This is a genomic window from Celeribacter sp. (assembly GCF_048261515.1).
GTDB lineage: Bacteria > Pseudomonadota > Alphaproteobacteria > Rhodobacterales > Rhodobacteraceae > Celeribacter.
Window position 1 is genome coordinate 19,661 of sequence record NZ_JBLXFZ010000002.1, and the last position, 17,388, is coordinate 37,048.

At 52.4% G+C, this 17,388-nt stretch carries 14 protein-coding genes and 2 pseudogenes; 8 read left to right on the forward strand and 8 right to left on the reverse strand.

Annotated elements, in window-relative coordinates:
- Window positions 1–72: 72 nt before the first annotated feature.
- Window positions 73–1,086 (reverse strand): substrate-binding domain-containing protein, encoded by a 1,014-nt coding sequence (locus ACN0SC_RS04995; RefSeq protein ID WP_417248576.1) that lies wholly within the window; start codon window positions 1,084–1,086, stop codon window positions 73–75.
- 453 nt (window positions 1,087–1,539) lie between these two features.
- Here ACN0SC_RS04995 and ACN0SC_RS05000 point away from each other — a divergent pair, with 453 nt between their 5' ends.
- From ACN0SC_RS05000 to ACN0SC_RS05035, 8 genes and pseudogenes are all read left to right on the forward strand, one after another.
- Window positions 1,540–2,268: a FadR/GntR family transcriptional regulator gene (locus tag ACN0SC_RS05000; RefSeq protein ID WP_417248577.1), complete on the forward strand. Its 729-nt coding sequence runs from the start codon at window positions 1,540–1,542 to the stop codon at window positions 2,266–2,268.
- Between the two features lie 58 nt (window positions 2,269–2,326).
- Window positions 2,327–3,289, forward strand: a complete 963-nt coding sequence (locus ACN0SC_RS05005) for a Bug family tripartite tricarboxylate transporter substrate binding protein (RefSeq protein WP_417248578.1) — start codon at window positions 2,327–2,329, stop codon at window positions 3,287–3,289.
- A 17-nt stretch (window positions 3,290–3,306) separates the two neighbouring features.
- The gene (locus tag ACN0SC_RS05010) at window positions 3,307–3,774 is read left to right on the forward strand and encodes a tripartite tricarboxylate transporter TctB family protein (RefSeq protein ID WP_417248579.1); all 468 of its coding nucleotides are present in this window, start codon (window positions 3,307–3,309) and stop codon (window positions 3,772–3,774) included.
- Window positions 3,774–5,282, forward strand: coding sequence for a tripartite tricarboxylate transporter permease (locus tag ACN0SC_RS05015; protein WP_417248580.1), 1,509 nt, complete (start codon window positions 3,774–3,776; stop codon window positions 5,280–5,282). The genes ACN0SC_RS05010 and ACN0SC_RS05015 overlap by 1 nt, the downstream gene beginning before the upstream one ends.
- The gene (locus ACN0SC_RS05020) at window positions 5,279–5,974 is read left to right on the forward strand and encodes an SDR family NAD(P)-dependent oxidoreductase (protein ID WP_417248581.1); all 696 of its coding nucleotides are present in this window, start codon (window positions 5,279–5,281) and stop codon (window positions 5,972–5,974) included. The genes ACN0SC_RS05015 and ACN0SC_RS05020 overlap by 4 nt, the downstream gene beginning before the upstream one ends.
- Window positions 5,975–5,992: 18 nt before the next feature.
- Window positions 5,993–6,688 (forward strand): RraA family protein, encoded by a 696-nt coding sequence (locus ACN0SC_RS05025; RefSeq protein WP_417248582.1) that lies wholly within the window; start codon window positions 5,993–5,995, stop codon window positions 6,686–6,688.
- Between the two features lie 9 nt (window positions 6,689–6,697).
- The gene (locus tag ACN0SC_RS05030) at window positions 6,698–7,219 is read left to right on the forward strand and encodes a 2,4'-dihydroxyacetophenone dioxygenase family protein (RefSeq protein WP_417248583.1); all 522 of its coding nucleotides are present in this window, start codon (window positions 6,698–6,700) and stop codon (window positions 7,217–7,219) included.
- An 818-nt stretch (window positions 7,220–8,037) separates the two neighbouring features.
- A pseudogene (locus tag ACN0SC_RS05035) lies at window positions 8,038–9,140 on the forward strand (IS3 family transposase).
- Window positions 9,141–9,445: 305 nt separating this feature from the next.
- Here ACN0SC_RS05035 and ACN0SC_RS05040 read toward each other — a convergent pair.
- The 7 genes and pseudogenes from ACN0SC_RS05040 to ACN0SC_RS05070 form a co-directional block, all read right to left on the reverse strand.
- Window positions 9,446–10,759 (reverse strand): O-antigen ligase family protein, encoded by a 1,314-nt coding sequence (locus ACN0SC_RS05040; RefSeq protein ID WP_417248584.1) that lies wholly within the window; start codon window positions 10,757–10,759, stop codon window positions 9,446–9,448.
- Window positions 10,750–11,694 carry a sulfotransferase family protein gene (locus tag ACN0SC_RS05045; RefSeq protein ID WP_417248585.1) on the reverse strand — a complete coding sequence of 315 codons (945 nt, stop codon included), beginning with the start codon at window positions 11,692–11,694 and terminating at the stop codon, window positions 10,750–10,752. Before ACN0SC_RS05045 ends, ACN0SC_RS05040 begins: the two co-directional genes overlap by 10 nt.
- 10 nt (window positions 11,695–11,704) lie before the next feature.
- On the reverse strand, window positions 11,705–13,012 hold the full coding sequence (locus ACN0SC_RS05050) for a lipopolysaccharide biosynthesis protein (protein ID WP_417248586.1): 1,308 nt from the start codon (window positions 13,010–13,012) through the stop codon (window positions 11,705–11,707).
- Window positions 13,013–13,059: 47 nt separating this feature from the next.
- Complete coding sequence (locus ACN0SC_RS05055) at window positions 13,060–14,397, reverse strand: hypothetical protein (protein WP_417248587.1); 1,338 nt, start codon at window positions 14,395–14,397, stop codon at window positions 13,060–13,062.
- Window positions 14,398–14,603: 206 nt separating this feature from the next.
- Window positions 14,604–15,536 carry a glycosyltransferase family 2 protein gene (locus ACN0SC_RS05060; protein WP_417248588.1) on the reverse strand — a complete coding sequence of 311 codons (933 nt, stop codon included), beginning with the start codon at window positions 15,534–15,536 and terminating at the stop codon, window positions 14,604–14,606.
- Between the two features lie 31 nt (window positions 15,537–15,567).
- Window positions 15,568–16,359, reverse strand: a complete 792-nt coding sequence (locus ACN0SC_RS05065) for a WecB/TagA/CpsF family glycosyltransferase (protein WP_417248589.1) — start codon at window positions 16,357–16,359, stop codon at window positions 15,568–15,570.
- 449 nt (window positions 16,360–16,808) lie between these two features.
- Window positions 16,809–17,374, reverse strand: a pseudogene (locus tag ACN0SC_RS05070) (transposase); the annotation flags it as partial.
- Between the last annotated feature and the right edge of the window lie 14 nt (window positions 17,375–17,388).

Below are 17,388 nucleotides of genomic sequence, written 5' to 3' on the forward strand. Positions count from 1 at the left end.
GGTGGATGGTTGCGCCCCCGCAGGGGCGCAGCCGTTTGGTTTGGTTGGGAGGATTGGGAGGTTCTGGCGAGCTTACTTGAAGAGCGCCTTGGCATCGTCGATGGACAGCGACGACGTGTAGGACACGTAGCCTGCTTTCCCGTCGAGTTGTGCTTTGGCCTCGTCCAGGTTCTCGCTGGAAATGAACGGGATCGGCAAATAGAGGGCATTGCCGTAGACGCCGTCATCCGCAGGTTCAGCCAGTTCCTTGCCCTGCAACAGCAAAACCGCAACGTTGAGGGCGGAGGCCATGACGCCGGGGGGGTTCACCGCAGCACCAGACTCGAGGTTGTTTTCCGACCAGAGATCGATGAAGTCCTTGCGGATCTCGCCTGTTGCCGCGATGTCGGTGCGGCCCGCGTCTTGAATGGCGCGCCAAGCGCCGGCGGCCATGCCATCTTGCACCCAGACGCCGTTGAGGTCGGGGTAGGTGGCCAGAAGGTTCTGCATGGCTTGCTGGCCCTGCGCTTGATCCCAGTTGGCATTCACTTCGTTGACGAGTTCGATGCCGTCATATTCGGCAAAGACTTCCTGATATCCTTCGACGCGCATTTCATTGGCAGGGTGCCCCGCGACGCCGTTGATTGCGACGACCGATCCCTCGCCGTCCAGCGTGTTTGCGAGCCACTCGGCAGAGGCTTTTGCCCATGCTTTCTGGTCAATGCCCACATACATCGCGTCAGGGCTGGAGACCTCTGCATCGGTGGCAATGACAAGGATACCGGCTTCTTTCGCCTGTGCGAACACGGGGTCGAAAGCGGTCGGGCTGTTCGGGTTGATGAGAATGGCATCAACGCCCTGATTGATGAAGTTCCGTACGTGCGCAATCTGGCCCGGAACATCGACGTTCGCGCTTTGCACAACGGTTTTGACGGTCACGCCCTCGGCGCCCCACGCTTCGGCGGCCTGTTCGGCTTCTTCGATCATCTGGGTGCGCCATTCGGAGCCGACCCAGCCGTTTGAGAGCCCGATTGTAAACTCTTCGGCCCAAGCAGCCGTCGTGCTCAAGCTTAATGCCACAAGTGTCGTGATGGTGGTTCTACGCATTGCTATCTCCCGTGTTGAATTATCTCTTGCGATTGTCAGTCTGAAATCGATTTCATTTTCAGTCAAGAGATTCCTGAAATCGATTTCATGGGCGGGTGGATGCCAAAATTGGGGGCGTGCGTAGCCCGCCGCTGCGCGTCACTATGGGCGCGCTCAACCTAGGGGGCGGTCTGAATCGGACGATGTGATTCTGTCGTTTTTCGGTCCTGTGAGGGGCTGTCACAGTGGGGTATCTGGCTTGAGTTAAGGTTAGGGTGGCGGTGAGATTTGCGGGCGGTTGGTGCCTGTGGAGAGATTTATCGGCAAGATAATAATTACACAAAAACAAATACATAAATGTCGATCTTATAGTTTCGCCTCAAATGCCAGTGTCGATCGGCATTGACGCAATTGCAAACGCCGCGCTATTCATCCTACCAATGGATTCGCCAACAGACCAAGGGAGGAGGGGCTGTGGCAGACGCAGGACGCACAGGCTGGAAATCCGGCTCGGCTCAGGTCGCCGAAGGTATTGGCAAGGCCATTATCGACGGCACTTACGCGGTCGGAGAAAAGCTGCCCTTGGAGGCAGAGCTGGCGCAGCAGTACAATGCGTCGCGCAATACTCTGCGCGAAGCCATGCGCTTGCTCGCGGCAAAAAACCTCGTGGAAATTGCCCCGCGACGAGGGACCGTTGTTCGCCAACGCTCGGCGTGGAATGTTCTCGACCCGGATGTTCTGGAATGGTCCGCCGACCAGTTGCTCAACGACCCGACCTTCATGGAAGAATTCGTGCGGATGCGTTTCGTGATCGAACCCGCCGCCGCGCAGGAGGCGGCGCGCAACGCGACCGACGCGGAGATTGCGACCATTCGCTCAGCGTACGAGACCATAGAGCGGCTTATCGATCATCAGGTTTTACCTGAGTGTCTCGAGGCCGATCTGGCGTTTCACATCGCCGTTGCGGACGCCACAGGGAACAGGTTCCTGAAATCCGTGGCGCATTCGATCACCTATGCGATGCGTCTCAACTTCCAGCGTCTTTTCGAGGCGCCGCACAACCTCAAGGACAACCTCGAAAACCACCGCCTCGTCATGGAGGCGATTGCAGACCGTGATCCCTATGCGGCGCATTCGGCGGCGCTGGAACTGCTCGCAAAAGCGCACGCCGCCACGCGCAACCTTTTCGACGACCCACCATAGGGGGCGTCGGTCGACCAACGACCCAACCTGAAAATCATGGATAATGAGGAGATAACCCATGAAAAGAAACGCACTTGCATCCACCGTTGCCGCACTCGCCATTATGGCGGGACCGGCCTTCGCCGACTACCCCGAACGTCCTATCACCCTGATCGTGCCATGGTCTGCGGGCGGCGGCACCGATGCCGTCGGTCGTATGATCGCCGAAGGCCTGAGCGGTGAACTGGGCACGCCTGTAAATGTTGTGAACCGCACAGGTGCGGGCGGCATCGTCGGGCACACCGCGATGATCGAAGCCGATCCCGACGGGTACACCATCGGTCTGGCCACAGCAGAAATCACCACCTATGCCGCCATCGGTACATCGGAAATTTCCGCCGATGACATGACGGCCATCGGGCTTGTGAACTTCGACGCCTCGGCCTTTAACGTGCGCGCCGATAGCGAATGGGGTGATGCCAAGGAAGCACTCGCGGACATCGCGGCCAATCCAGGTGAATACAAGGCGTCGGGTTTCCCTGTCGGCGCGGCCTATCACCTCGCCTTTGCCTCCTTCCTCAACCAGAACGGCGTCGATCCCACCAACATCGTGGTTGTCCCCAGCCAAGGCGCCGCTCCCGGCTTTCAGGAGCTTGTTGCTGGCGGTGTCTCCATCGTCCCGTCTTCCCTGCCTGAAGCGGCGTCAATGCGCGATGCGGGTCTGGTGAAGACCTTGGCCGTGCTTTCGGCAGAGCGTCTTGATGCCTATCCCGATGTTCCAACCGCTGAAGAGGCTGTCGGCACGGCCTCCGTGGGCGGCACGTGGCGCGGGGTCGTGGGGCCCAAGGGGCTTGACGGTGAGATCACCGTGACGCTCGAAGAGGCGCTGTCCAACGTCTACCAAAGCGAAGAGTTTCAGGACTTCATGGCCAATCGCGGCTTTGGAGTGAGCTGGCTCGGGGCAGAGGACTTCGCTGCGTTCATGACTGAGGCAACGGCAAACAACGCCGATGTCATCGGCAAGCTTGGCCTGAGCCAGTAACCTCTGGGGGTCCGCAAATGAAACTGAATGACGCCATACTCGGGACGGTTTTTATCCTGATCGCAGCATTGGTGCTGTTTCAGGTGCGGACCTTTCCCACGCTTCCAAACCAACCCTACGGGCCGGGGACATTCCCGGGCATCATCGCGGCGGTCATGGTGCTATGTGGCGGCGCGATGGTTCTCAATGGGGTGAGATCGCAGGCCCCGCTTATGACGCTGTCGGGATGGATCCGCACGCCTGGTGCCGCGGGACGCATGGCGGCGATGCTTGCCTTCGTGGTGCTCTACATATTCCTGAGTAAACCCATTGGCTTCCCGCTTCTCGTTCCTGTGCTCCTGACTGCGCTGCTGTGCATCATGCAGGTACGCGTGGCACTTGCGGTGCCCATTGCACTCGTGACGGCGGGGGCCATCTGGCTGCTGTTTGCGAAACTCCTGATGGTGCCGCTGCCTTTGGGACTGCTCACTGAGGTGATTTACTGATGGACGGATCTCTTCTGGCGGGCTTCGCGCAAGTCCTGCAACCAAGTGTATTTCTGATCATTGTGGGGGCGGCGACCTACGGGCTGTTGATCGGCTCGATCCCCGGATTGACCGCAACGATGGGCACGGCACTATTGGTGCCGCTGACCTTCTTCCTTGACCCGATCCCCGCGATCGGAGCGATTGTCGCGGCGACTACCACGGCCATCTTCGCGGGCGATATTCCAGGGGCCTTGCTGCGCATTCCGGGCACGCCAGCCTCGGCTGCCTATACAGACGAAGCCTACAAAATGCGCCAGAACGGACAGGTCGAGTTGGCGCTTGGCGTGAACCTGATGTGTTCGACCATCGGCGGGCTTGTCGGGGTGGCGATCCTGATCATGGCTGCGCCGCAAATCGCGCGGTTCTCGCTGGGGTTTTCTAGCTACGAATACTTCTTTCTCGCGCTTTTGGGCCTGTCCAGCGCGATCCTTGTCAGCAATGGTCCGCGGGTCAAAGGTGTGCTGGCGCTCTGTGCGGGTTTGATGTTGTCGACCATTGGCATTGATGTCGTGATGGGCATTCGGCGCTTCACTTTTGGGGACACCGAATTGATCGGTGGGATTTCGATTATTCCCGTGCTGATCGGAATGTTTGCGATCACCGAGATCTTGCGCAAATCCGCAGCCCCTTCCGATCTGCCGCCCACGCCGCCCCTGCGGGTGCGTGCTGCTATCTCGGGCGTGCTTGGCACGCTGTGGACCTACAAGGGCGGGGTTGCGCGCTCCTCGATCATGGGCAGCGCCATCGGCGCCCTGCCTGGCGCGGGGGCGGATATCGCCTCGTGGATTGCCTTTGCCCTGTCCAAGAAATTTTCCCGCACGCCAGAGAAATTCGGAACGGGCCATCCCGAAGGGATCGTCAGCGCTTCAAGCGCGAATAACGCGGCCCTGTCGGGGGCCTATGTTCCCAGCCTTGTTTTCGGCATTCCGGGCGACACGATTACCGCCATCCTGATTGGCGTTCTGTTAATGAAGGGGATCACCCCGGGACCGATGGTCTTTGTCATGGACACGGGGCTGGTGAACGCGATTTTTGCTGTGTTCATCCTCGCCAACCTGCTGATGTTGCCGCTGGGGTTGGGCGCTATCATGGTCTCGCGCCAACTGCTCTCATTGCGCCAGAATATTCTGTTTCCGATCATCCTGCTCTTTTGCGTCGTCGGGGCGTTCGCGGCCAACAACACGCTGTTTGATGTCTGGGTGCTGCTGATCCTCGGACTTGTGGCCTTCGTTCTAGAGGAGAACGATTTCCCGCTGGCGCCCATGATCCTCGCCCTGATCCTTGGGCCGCTGATTGAAGAGAACTTCATGAAGTCGGTGATCAAGGCCGACGGTAACCTGCTTGAATTCTTCGCGCGTCCGATTGCGGGCACGCTCGGCGCGATCACGTTGCTCATTTGGGCACTGATGATCGCACTCTCCCTTCGCCAGAGTTTCAAAAAACGCACAAGGACAACGACAACATGACGCGCAAAGTAGTGGTTATCGGCGGCACCAGTGGCATTGGCCGCGCTATTGCGACGGGGTTTCTCGATGCGGGCGATGATGTCACCGTGACGGGCCACGAAGCCGTGGACGATTTGCCCGAGGGAATGGCGCAGGCAGTGTTGGATGTCAGGGATAGCGATGCAGTTACCGCGTTTTTCGCACCGATGGAGCGGCTTGATGTGCTGGTCAATTGCGCGGGCGTCATTCGGCGCGGCGGGGCGGAGTTTACTCACGACGGGTTTGCCGATGTGGTGGACATCAATCTCAACGGGTCGCAGCGCTGCTGCACCGCCGCGCATGACGCGCTCAAGGCGGCGTCGGGATGCGTGATCAACACCGCCTCGATGTTGACCTACTTCGGATCCGCCGTTTCGCCCGCCTATGCCGCTTCCAAGGGCGGGATCGGACAACTCACGCGGTCGCTGGCTCTGGCATGGGCGGGAGATGGCATTCGCGTCAATGCGCTTGCCCCAGGATGGATTTCCACGCCTCTGACCGAAGCCCTGGGCCAAAACCCCGAACGGTCCGCCACGATCCTCGGACGGACCCCAATGGGTCGCTGGGGGCGGCCCGAAGATCTTGTTGGTCCCGCCATGTTCCTTGCGTCTTCGGCTGCAGGGTTCGTGACCGGAGCAATTCTACCAGTCGATGGCGGATACGCCGCAGCTTAAGAACATAAGGAAAAGACGATGAGCAAACTCTACGATAGTGACGAGGCGCTTTTTGCCCTGATGCGTGAGAAACTGTTCACAGCCGTGATCGGTGATGTGATGGACGTTATGGGCCTGCGCAAGCAGTTCCTGCCCGCTGGCATTTCGCCTCTGCAACAGACCAGCAAGATGGCTGGGCGTGCGATGCCGGTGTTGGAAGCCGATATCTTTGATGACGGAGATGAGGACTCCCGCGGACCATTGTCGAACAAGCCTTTCGGCCTCATGCTGGAAGCGCTCGACGACCTCAAGGCGGGTGAGGTCTATGTCGCCACTGGCTCTTCGCTGCGCTACGCGTTGTGGGGCGAGTTGATGACCACGCGCGCGCGCCATCTCAAGGCGGCGGGAGCTGTGCTCAACGGCTATGTGCGCGACGCGGACGGCATCGAAAGCCAAGGATTCCCGACCTTCTGCCGCGGCGTTTATGCGCAGGATCAGGGTGTGCGTGGCAAGGTCATCGACTTCCGAACCGCCATCGAGATTGACGGCATTCGCATCGAAACAGGCACGTTGATCTATGGCGACCGTGAGGGCGTTTTGATCATCCCGAAAGAGGCCGAAGAAGAAGTCATCCATCGCGCGTTGGAGAAGGCCGAAACGGAAAACACGGTTGGCGAGGCAATCCGCAAGGGCATGTCCGCCGTCGACGCACTCGAAACATATGGCGTTATGTGAGGTGGTACCATGACACAGACCGATGACGAAAAAAGAATGCCCTACCAACTCGAAATGCCGAAAGACGCAGGGGAGGATATCGTCATCCCTCACGCCGTTCCGCAGGATGAGCGTGTCTGGGTGCCGCAGGCGGAGAATGTCTATTTCCGCCCGCTGTGCCTCAATGTCTCGCAAGGCTATTGGGTCAACGTACTCAAGGTCACAAAAGGCGGCGTTCTCAGCCGTCACCGTCACCCGCAGCCCGTGCATGGGTATGTCCTCAAGGGGCGCTGGCACTATCTCGAACACGGCTGGACGGCGGAAGAGGGAGGCTATGTTTATGAGCCTCCTGGTGAGACCCACACCCTCGTCGTGCCTGATGACGTGCCCGAAATGATGACCCTGTTTCAGGTGAACGGCGTGATGTGTTACGTTGACCCTTGGGGCAAGCAGACGGGCTTCGAGGACGTGTTTACCAAGATCGACATGTGCCGAGCGCATTACGAGGCCGTCGGTCTCGGCGCGGATTATGTCGATCAGTTCATCCGTTAGCCTTTCCTGTCTGCCGCGATCAGCCTGCTGCGTGTGGACAGGATGCTGGCGGGATGAGTTTTTGGCAAAAAGCAGAGCGGCCCGTCCGTGTCAGAAGTTAGAGATCGGCATGCGAAAATCGGGAGCTTGGTGATCGAGAAAGATTTTTTCGGGCTCACGAGTTGAGCCCGGAGAAAACAACGTTTTTGTCCAGCGTGATCATCCCAAGGTGAACATAGTCGACAATGCAAGTTGGTGCGATTCAGCCGTTCCTCGTTCCATTACGCGCTGGTCGGGGTCAATTCCGACACGCTCGCAACGATGAAAGAGATCAACTGGATGTTCCCGAAATACCCGTTTTCGGCAGGCAACAGATCGTAGCCTTTCTGCGCTCTTCGAGCATGTGCAGATCGGAGCGGTCCTAGTCGTTCTTGACCTGTTCGTTCCCACGTTCCCGCGAGGATAGTGCCGAAGATATGGAAGACGGCGGGGTAGGGGCGGGGCTTCGCGTCGCGACCATATTCATACATTGATTTGACGGGAACAGTGGAACACGGGAACGGGTTCCTGCGGCTTCGCTGGTTTTTGTGTTGTTTTGTTTGTGCTCAAAAGCCCTTTGATATCAGAGGTGTGATAATTTATTTCCTAAAAAATCCGTGGGTTATCCACATATTCCAGCGCCCGCTGAATTGAAAATTTGGCGTGTTGCACGGACATTATTTGCACGCTGAGGCGAAAGCCGGGGGCGCGGTGGATTGCTGTGATCCCTAAAAACGTCCTCGTTTTTGGTTAGAGTTTTCCGCTAGATTTTTCCTGAGCTGGAATAGGAGCGGAAACGCATGAAAGCATCGAAGTTCACGGACGCGCAGAAGGCGTTCATCATTAAGCAGGGTGAAGAAGGCGCAACGGTTGCTGAGATCTGCCGTAAGGCTGGCATCAGCCAAGCTACGTACTTCAACTGGAAGAAGAAGTATGCAGGCATGTTGCCCACAGATATGAAACGGCTGCGTGAGCTCGAAGACGAGAATTCCCGACTTAAGAAGATCGTCGCTGATTTGGCATTGGACAAAGAAATGCTGCAGGACGTTCTGAAACGAAAGCTCTAAGGCCTGCTCGAAGAAGAACGCTGGTTGATGAGATCAGATCTGATTGGCGTGTGTCGACCCGGAGAGCGTGTGCTCTGATCCAGTTCGATCCGCGCACCTATCGGTACAAGTCTCGTCGGCTCGACCAGGCCGCGATCGAACAGCGGATAAAAGAGATTTGTCAGACGCGTGTCCGGTTTGGTTACCGGCGCGTACATGTCCTGCTGCGTCGTGAGGGCTGGGAGATCAATGCCAAGAAGACGTATCGCATTTACAAGGAGTTAGGCATGCAATTGCGGAACAAGACACCGAAGCGACGCGTGAAGGCAAAGTTGCGCGAAGACCGCAAAGATGCTGTTGGCCCTAACGATGTCTGGGCGATGGATTTTGTGCATGATCAGTTGGCTACGGGTCGCAAGATCCGCATTCTCACGGTTGTGGACACTTTCTCACGTTATGTGCCGGTGCTTGACGCCAAGTTCAGCTACAAGGGCGAAGATGTTGTCAAAACGCTAGATCGTGCTTGACGCCAAACAGGATACCCCAAGACGATACGAGTCGATAATGGCAGCGTGTCTATCTCCCGCGACATGGAGTTGTGGGCCTATCAAAGAAACGTCACGCTCGACTTCTCACGTCCCGGAAAACCCACCGATAATGCCTACATCGAAGCGTTCAACGGCAAATTCCGCTAGGAGTGTCTGAACGCTCACTGGTTCATGGGGCTTGAAGATACCGCCGAAAAGTTGGAGACTTGGCGCAGAGACTACAACGAAGAACGACCGCACAGCGCGATTGGGAATAACGTCCCAGCATCGCTGATGAAATTGCCAGACGCATCCAGCCCGTCTGTGTGATCAATATGCGGAAAATCTAGCCCTAACCGGGGACACTTTGGGTAGCTCAGTCTATTGGCTGAGAAATGACAGAACACAACCCGATCAGCAGGAGCAAAGAGTAGCTTAATTTACGCCAGATCCTGTCCAACAAATGGGGAGTAGCTCAGCCTCACGCCTCGAGAGCTGACACTCAAGCAGCATAACCCGCGGTATCAATGAGGCGGTTACGGTCAATACCGACAGAGCTTAAGATCTTATCTGATCACCAAGAAGGCGGTGCCAATGAGGCGGTTACTATAGGTCCCCGGCAAACTGGGGGCAATTCAACCAGCTCTTTGATCTGTTATCGATTTCAAAGTGAAATACGCACAAACAAAAATTAGGAACGGGAAACTACCAGAAAGCCCAGCTTCGCTCGTTACGAAGTTGCGTGAAAGAAAGAGAATAATCAGCTGAATGCAAAGTGTGCAGCAATGCAGTATTATATTATCCTTTGTTGTAGCCAATACGCTGATTGCCAAAATGAGTGTTTTGGCAACAAGATAGGTGAAGAGTGTGAGGCCAATTATACCGAAGCTGATGACAATATCGAAATATGAGCTATGCGTCGAAGTTACTTGGCTATAACCCGAGAGACTTTGCATTAACCGAATTAGTTCGGCATTGCCATTTGCACCGCTGGGGCCCTCGCCAAACCATACAGTGAAAGGATTTGATCTCAGGTAATCCAAGACCACGGCCCAAATTCCTGAACGTTGCGTAAGAGTTGGATCTCGGCCAAGAAGCAGAAGAATATCGTCGCGAAAGATGTTTGTCACCCAAAGTGCAATAGGTAAAATGACTAGAAGCACGACAATTATTGGTTTTCGGTCGGCTGTAGAGAATTTGGCGACTGCTGTCGCCAACAATTGTATTGTTATTGCTAGTACAAGCATTACGATTGCTGAAGCAGAGCCACTGAAGGCAACGCATGCAATGGCAAAAAGTGCTAGAAATAGGTATTTGCCGATGCCAAATATTTTGTAGGTTTGCCAGAAGTAACAAAACGCGAAACTAGAATAAGCGCCAAAATGATTTTTATGCATCATAAGTCCGCGGAGGCGTCCATCATGGTAGTCACTCATGATACCGATAGAAGGTACAATTGTGGTGAAAGCTATATTGAAAACCATAGCTAATGCTAAGATCTTCGCCAGCAGATGGATTTGTTGCTCAGCTTCAAATAGGCGGGCTGTGGTGGCGGCAAAAAACACGGGTACAAGAATTAGCACGTACTGGATTATTCCATCTATTGGTGCAGGTGACCAAAGTATTGAAAGACCACACCATAAAAGAAGCATTATGATGCTAACTGACTGAGATAGAATTTGCCCAGATTTCAGAATGATGGCTACAGTCACGATAGCCAAGATGGAAATCAGTTTTCCGCCTTGGTACGCTGCCATGTTTGCGGGCGGTATGAATGTTCCGAGCGTACTCTCGGAACCCCAGAACCACATGCGTAATTCCAAGAAAACATAAATTGTGAAAACAGAATTCACAGTTGCATACGACAATGCACTCAATGAAATCTTAGTTGACCTTCTGTCCGCGCGCCAGTCATGTTGTGGCTTGGAATTTATGTCTATCAATGCCATCCTGTGGGGTCCCAGCCGAGTAGCTCTTCGATTTCACTTATTTCTGGAGTGTAGAGTTCTTGTAATAGCTTTCGATCTTGTTCTCTCATCGGGGCGGGTGAGCTTCCAATGCTCTCAACGAGATTTCTAATCTTCTTGTGTAAGGATTTCCTGAATGACAAGGGCAAGACAGTTTTAAGAGCGTTTTTGAGGGGGTTTTCACTATATAAATTCACATAGGACCAGGTTACGAACGGCGACCGAATTTTAGTAACATTTGAAGCGCGATTGAAGTTGATAGTTGGAGAGGGATCGATGTCTAAAAATGTGAAAACGCGACGAAGTGTTTCCGCCGGTTGATCGCGAAGGTCTTCATGTTTTAGGACTAGGAGGCTATCTGCACCGAACACTTCCTGAAAGCGTCGAATTTGCTGTGCGTATTGCCCTGTATGGAAATACCGCCAGCCATACCACCAATTGTCTCGTTCACCTGAAATTTCTGATTTCAAGGCCTCTCCGAAACTGTCTGCAGGCTCCCTATTGAATGACTTTTGAAACGTATATGCAGAATAGGCTCGTGCGATAGGATTTCGCAGTACGGCTACAAGTTTTGCATTTGGTGACACGCTGTAAATTCGTTCAGCCGCTTTGGGATCTGGAAGATATAATGGAGTGCCTTCAGCGCGATACTTGTGGGTATTGCCCGCGGCGAAAAGTGATAAGTACTTTTCGCGAGATGTGTATTCTCCGCTACCCATATTGCTTGGCTGCAATTTCTTGTCGGGGCGAATGGGTAGGCTGGTTTTGTCTGTCAAAAATTCTCTACCCTCGACAAAATAGAATGGTTCTTTCTCAAGTGACATGAAAATTTCTGGGTGTTGTCCGAGATAGGTGCAGAGTGATGTTGTCGCACTTTTCATTGCGCCAATTACAAAAAGGTTGGGTAAGTTTGTCATCTTGGTTCCCTTATCTGTTCTGTTTGGGTTTGATAGGGGTCTTAAAGCCCGCTTTATAAAGTAGCCCTACTGCCGCTAAATTTAGAATTGCGAGCAAAGAACTTACCAACATCGCAGCACCCATAGATCCATATATTTTCGTTGAAATGGGGAGAAAAATTGGCAAAGCCAAAGAAGTTAAGAATACCAATATGAAGAGTGCTCGTTCTCGCCCTATCATCATGAGGAAAGCCCTGTTAGGCCCGCACGCCGTGTTTACGAGCTGTCCTAGAGACAAAATGACTAAAATGGGTTTAAATTTTGTGTAAGTATCGCCAAATAAAGACAAAAAATGTTGTCCCCAAACTAAAAAAACTATGAAGATGGAAAGTGCGCCTAAGAAGCTGAATATAGTTGCGCCAAGATACAATGTGCGTGCCTCACCGGCTCGTCCTGAATGCCAGCTGCGAGACAGCATTGGTCCAAAAGCCTGGTTGATAGCGACAAGAAATATTGTCATAAGCTGGCTCAATCTTGTGGCAGCGAAGAAGCCGCCAGCTTCTGCGGGACCAAGTGTCGCGCCAACCGCAATCGTTGCGGCGTTTTGACCAACGGAATTTGCAATTGCTATTCCCCAGAGGCCAATAGTTGCCTTTCTGATTTTGCTGACCGTGCCCGTAATTTTTGCGGCGTCGCCAGCTCTTGAACTCTCTTTCATCAGTGTACCAAGTAGCAACTTATATTGCGGCACGATTACAAGGAGAAGCACCAAGGCCGCCATCCAAGTTGCAGTTTGTCCAGTTTTGATACCAAGAGAGTATGCGGAAACCAATGTGATTACGCGCCAAGCCATATCCATTGGGATAAGGGCCCAATAAACTGATCCTTGTGCTCTCAGCGCGGCGGACGCAAAGTTGGCGAGTGCATAGCAGCATGCAAGTACACCAACAGCCAATAGAGCTGTTCCGTCAAATTTGATACCTGGTGGAGAAATGTTGAAGAGCGAAAAGAGAACCGCTAAAAATAACAGCGTTGTACATGAGGATCCGACCAACTTTAGGGAATACAATAGCACCTTGTTTGCGGCTTCTCTGCCCAGAGTTTCTTCTGTTGAGGGCCAGAAGCGCAAAACAGCGGAATCCTGTCCAAGTGAAGTTATGGTGCCTAGAAGTAGTGCCGTCGAGAAGCCGACTGCCAGAATGCCGTACTCATCTTGCTCTAAAAGTCTTGCGAATAGAGAAAAAAGCAGAAATGCCAGTCCAGTACCAAAGATCTTTATGACCCCGCTACCTGCTGCGGTTGATATGAGCTTTCGAAGCAAAGACTTTTTTTCCGACATTGTTTAATCTTTCAGAAAGGAGCGCTTCAATGGCATGCTTTATGCATTCATGAGTTCTCGGAAATTTTGGTCATGTCGAGTAGGAAAACTGATCGTTGACCGTTGGGCGCACCATTGATGACTACAAAACTCTGTGTTCGATCCCAGGCAGGGTGTGGATCAACTCGCCAACTTGCCTGTGGTCCAACATATTCCGTGGTTACAGGCATGCGGACTAGACATGCCTCTTCTTCACCGTTGTTAGTTATCCATCGAATAGGAACCGAACCATCCCCTTCACACATGGGCTCATGAGGATAGGCGTCGGTGAGAATAGCATTCTTCTTTGAGTTCCAAGTTGGGTGACCGGAGCCTAAAAAGGTTTCACTCAATTGAGTGAAGTTACTTCCATCATATCGAAACTTTACGAATCTCAACGAGAACGGCGAACTTAAAAGTTTGAATCCTGCTCGATGCAAAATCTTTATTGCCGTTGCCGTAAGATTGTTCATGAGGCCTCGCCTAAAAGGAAGCACAACGTTCATGATTATGTCTTTGCTATTTGGGCACCAGTTTGGATGGTGCCCGCCCAACCATTGTTCAGGACCTAAGGTAAGGTACATATTTTTTCCGTCACGATCGGCACATATCAACCAAGTTTTTTGTTTTCCATTCGCCAGTCTGCGACGTAGAACAATCATGACCAATGTATCATCGGGCGACCATTTAACGTGAAATACGTAGAAGTCTCCAGATTTAGCTTCCTCATTAGTGAAATGATCTGGCAGCTTCTCCAAAATTTCGGAAACACTAAGCCACAGCCGTGCGGCACCAGTTTCTAAGTCGATCCTGTATACGCCATCTTCGGTACTCGCGCCCTTAAATTCAGGCCTGAACTCTGGTGGCACATTGACGCCGTAGCCAGGTTGAGTGTTCGCAATACGCCGAAGGCAAGGTGAAAGTGCTTCACGACCATCATGAGACGCCATATAGATTGTGAATTCTAAATGACGTTCACTACCGTTTTGGATGTTGGCGACGACACCGTATGGTGTCCATGTCATTGTGTCCATATCGTTGAACAAGAGGCAGCTGTCATCCGTTCCCCACTGAACTTGTGCCCCGAGTTGGGTGTCCCATCCAAAGGTTTTGCGTCTAAACACAACTCCGCCAGATTTAAGGTCAATTACGACGACTTCCGCAGATTCTCCAATTTCTGGAGGGCGTTTATCAGTCTCAAATTCGGTTAGTGCAAGATATCTACCCGACGGGCTCAACGGGGAAGTGTCGAAAAAACGATGGATTGTAGGCTTTGTCCCAATCGAAACTTTCCAGACTGGAACTAGCGGATCAAAATCGGTGTACCTTTGAAAATTTTGATCCAAGTGGTCATAGCTAGGTTCCATGTTAGGCCTGCCCTCTACCGTCATCTTTTGATTGGGATATGCGTAAAAAAGTGACCATTTCACTTTGAATAGAAAAGTGCGCGTTTCATTTAGCCTTAGTATCGAAAAGCTTGGAGCCAATCACTTTTCTTCAGCTCGCTCATGATTGTTTTGGTACGTCCTCTGAAACTATGTCGCGCTTTCAACGCAATTTTTTGTGCAGTGCGTCAGACTTTTGCTCGGAATTTTTTGACTAGGAAGTCGGAAAGGCTCCGATATGCTGGTTCACTCAAAAAAACTTGTAAGAAAACTGTAGCTGCTAGTTTCACGGAATAGCTTCCCCGAAGTACGGCTACCAGCCAAAAGCTCAGTGGGCGCCAGAACGAGTCTCTACGTAGCAATTTTGCAATGTGCCAGCCTTTGTATCCCCAATAGGCAGAGGCGCCCGCTGTTTCGCGGATATTCTCTAGCCATGTTTCCAGAGCTTCAGACTTCTTGTTGCTAGATACACGTGCAGCTGATGGCATGTCATTCCAAAATACCAATGGATATTCGATCATTTTGAACTTCGCGCCCGCTGCCCATAGTCGGACACAAAAATCGGTATCCTGAGAGAATGGCAGGTCTGGGTCAAACTTGATCTGTTTCGCAAATCCGTTCTCAACAGCCATGGTCGAGGTTTGAATGAAGCCTCGATCAGACATGAGATACTTAGCAATATTCTCATTTTCTTTAGGGCTGCGATGAGGCTTGATAAATTTTATTCCATCACCTCGATCAACCTCAATATATGAACAGATCACTGATTTTTGCGTGCTATTGTTTATGACACGATAGGTCTCTTCCAGTTTCTCCGTTGAAAATTGATCGTCGCTGTCCAAAAACGCTATCCAATGCCCAACAGCAGCATCGATTCCGGTATTTCTAGCTGCTCCGCCGCCGCCATTTTCGCGCCAGATCACTTTGAAGCGAGGGTCGTTGAGCTCACTTACCACCCGAAGTAATTCGGAGTGATCTGTAGAGCCATCGTCGACAACTATGCATTCAAAATCTTTGAACGTTTGGTTCTGAACCGATAGCAAAGCTGGGTAGATTGTTGACGCGCGGTTATATGTCGGGATTACAACCGAAAAAAATGGTAGGTGCATATCCAGACTCATTGATTGATTGCTTGTGCGAGAGTGTGAAAATCTAGCAAGTTTTCTTTGGGCTATTTAAGGCAATCCACAAGGCGTGGGGATTGGTCGTCACGTATCGCCAAAAAAGTTGCCTAGGATTGGTTGCGAGGCGGTGCAGCCACTCCAGATTGAATTCCTGCATCCATTTTGGCGCTCGCGGATAGTGGCCAGTTAGGTAGTTAAAGCATCCTCCACAGGTAATGATCCAAGTGCAGTTGAGCTTTTCTTTGAGACGGAGTGCCATCTGCTGTTCTAAAGGCTTTCCCATTCCCAACCACACTACGTCGGCGCCACTCTGATTTATTTGAGAAATCAGTTCGTTCTCATCTTCCGCAGAGGCAAAAAATCCGTTTCTTCTACCAGCAATTTTCATTTTAGGATATTGTGCTCTAAGGATTTCTTCGCACGCGGAGTTGACTGGTTCTGTTGCTCCTAGAAGAAAAAAACTGTTCCCAGATTTTTCAAATTCAGTAGCAAAGTCATGGATCATATCCGTTGTTGCTGATCGTTCCGGGATTTGTGGCCCTGCCATCCGCTTCGATAACGTTACGAGAAATCCACCATCACAGTGGATAATGTCAGCTTTAGAAACGTCGTTCCTAAAGTCTGGATCGGTGCGCGCCAATGAAAGGCCGTGACCGTTTACATCCATAACGACACGAGGCTTCGTGAGATTAAGTGCAAAATCCTTTCTGAACCACTCAACTAGCTCGCTGCGTGACACGCAATCAATGCTGAAGTCACCAAATGTACGTTTTTCGCGATCTTCGAACTCGGTTGAGGGGTTCCTCGGAGTGGCCTTCATTTGGATGTTGTCTCCGTCGTATCGTGGTTCAAAATGGTCGAGTAAGACTACCTATGCCGTGCCTTTTGCGATTTTGCCGATCTTTTGCTTAGTAATGTTGGTATCGGACGGGACCTTGAAAGAAACAAGGTCGCGAATGCCTGCTAGGAGGATTTACTCTATTTTTCGGAATAGAACTGGCGCGATGCTGGGCCGCAGAAACTGGCCCTCTGCCGCCTCGTAGTTTTGCGGGATGAATAATCATGCGCGCCCTTCCATTCAGAGTACTTTCTTGCGCCTAGTTACTCCCGCTAACACATGTGCTGCAATCGATAGATAAGACTATAGCAATAGTTTCAGACTTATTGCTTCTATGTGATTACAACTTAGGCACTTGTAGATATGTACGGACTCTCGGGGAGCTATTGTCAAATCTGGTGTCCGAGGATTTTTCATGCGGCGGCCTGATCCTAGTTTGATGGCTTGATGCCGTTGACGAAATCGACGCCTTGTATGACGTCGGCGAGATGGGCAAAGCCGCGCAGCTTGCGCCAGCCTTTCTCGGTGCTTTGGCCGAGTTTGAACATCATATTAAGCATGCCGTCTCTGTTGAGGCGGCCCTTAGTCCGTTTTGTTCGGTGCCCGATTGTGGCGAAGGCGCTTTCGATCGGGTTCGATGTGCGGATGCTCTGCCAGTGTTGGGCGGGGAAGTCATGAAAGCTCAACAGCTCGTCACGATCCCGCATCAGGCGGCCTTTGGATATTTCGCGTCGAAGGTTTCAATGAACAAATCGAATGACACATGCGCATCCTCACGGGTTTCCGCCTGCCAAATGTCATGTAGCATCTTTTGGGCCTTTGGCTGGGTCCGCTTGGGCAGGTAGTTCAGCACATTGGCGGACTTGTGAACCCAGCAGCGTTGCTGACGGGTGCATGGGTGGGTCTTCTCCAAGGCGGCCCAAAACCCGATTGCGCCGTCCATCAGCCCCTGCTGGACAGATTTGGGGATTTGAATAAGGGAAGATTTCTGGTTCATCTTATCGATTAGGA

What these genes read in the sequence shown, in the direction of transcription:
- ACN0SC_RS04995 (WP_417248576.1), bottom strand. Translation starts at nt 1,086, where the DNA reads ATGCGTAGAACCACCATCACGACACTTGTGGCATTAAGCTTGAGCACG.
- ACN0SC_RS05005 (WP_417248578.1), top strand. Translation starts at nt 2,327, where the DNA reads ATGAAAAGAAACGCACTTGCATCCACCGTTGCCGCACTCGCCATTATG.
- ACN0SC_RS05010 (WP_417248579.1), top strand. Translation starts at nt 3,307, where the DNA reads ATGAAACTGAATGACGCCATACTCGGGACGGTTTTTATCCTGATCGCA.
- ACN0SC_RS05015 (WP_417248580.1), top strand. Translation starts at nt 3,774, where the DNA reads ATGGACGGATCTCTTCTGGCGGGCTTCGCGCAAGTCCTGCAACCAAGT.
- ACN0SC_RS05020 (WP_417248581.1), top strand. Translation starts at nt 5,279, where the DNA reads ATGACGCGCAAAGTAGTGGTTATCGGCGGCACCAGTGGCATTGGCCGC.
- ACN0SC_RS05025 (WP_417248582.1), top strand. Translation starts at nt 5,993, where the DNA reads ATGAGCAAACTCTACGATAGTGACGAGGCGCTTTTTGCCCTGATGCGT.
- ACN0SC_RS05030 (WP_417248583.1), top strand. Translation starts at nt 6,698, where the DNA reads ATGACACAGACCGATGACGAAAAAAGAATGCCCTACCAACTCGAAATG.
- ACN0SC_RS05040 (WP_417248584.1), bottom strand. Translation starts at nt 10,759, where the DNA reads ATGGCATTGATAGACATAAATTCCAAGCCACAACATGACTGGCGCGCG.
- ACN0SC_RS05045 (WP_417248585.1), bottom strand. Translation starts at nt 11,694, where the DNA reads ATGACAAACTTACCCAACCTTTTTGTAATTGGCGCAATGAAAAGTGCG.
- ACN0SC_RS05050 (WP_417248586.1), bottom strand. Translation starts at nt 13,012, where the DNA reads ATGTCGGAAAAAAAGTCTTTGCTTCGAAAGCTCATATCAACCGCAGCA.
- ACN0SC_RS05055 (WP_417248587.1), bottom strand. Translation starts at nt 14,397, where the DNA reads ATGGAACCTAGCTATGACCACTTGGATCAAAATTTTCAAAGGTACACC.
- ACN0SC_RS05060 (WP_417248588.1), bottom strand. Translation starts at nt 15,536, where the DNA reads ATGAGTCTGGATATGCACCTACCATTTTTTTCGGTTGTAATCCCGACA.
- ACN0SC_RS05065 (WP_417248589.1), bottom strand. Translation starts at nt 16,359, where the DNA reads ATGAAGGCCACTCCGAGGAACCCCTCAACCGAGTTCGAAGATCGCGAA.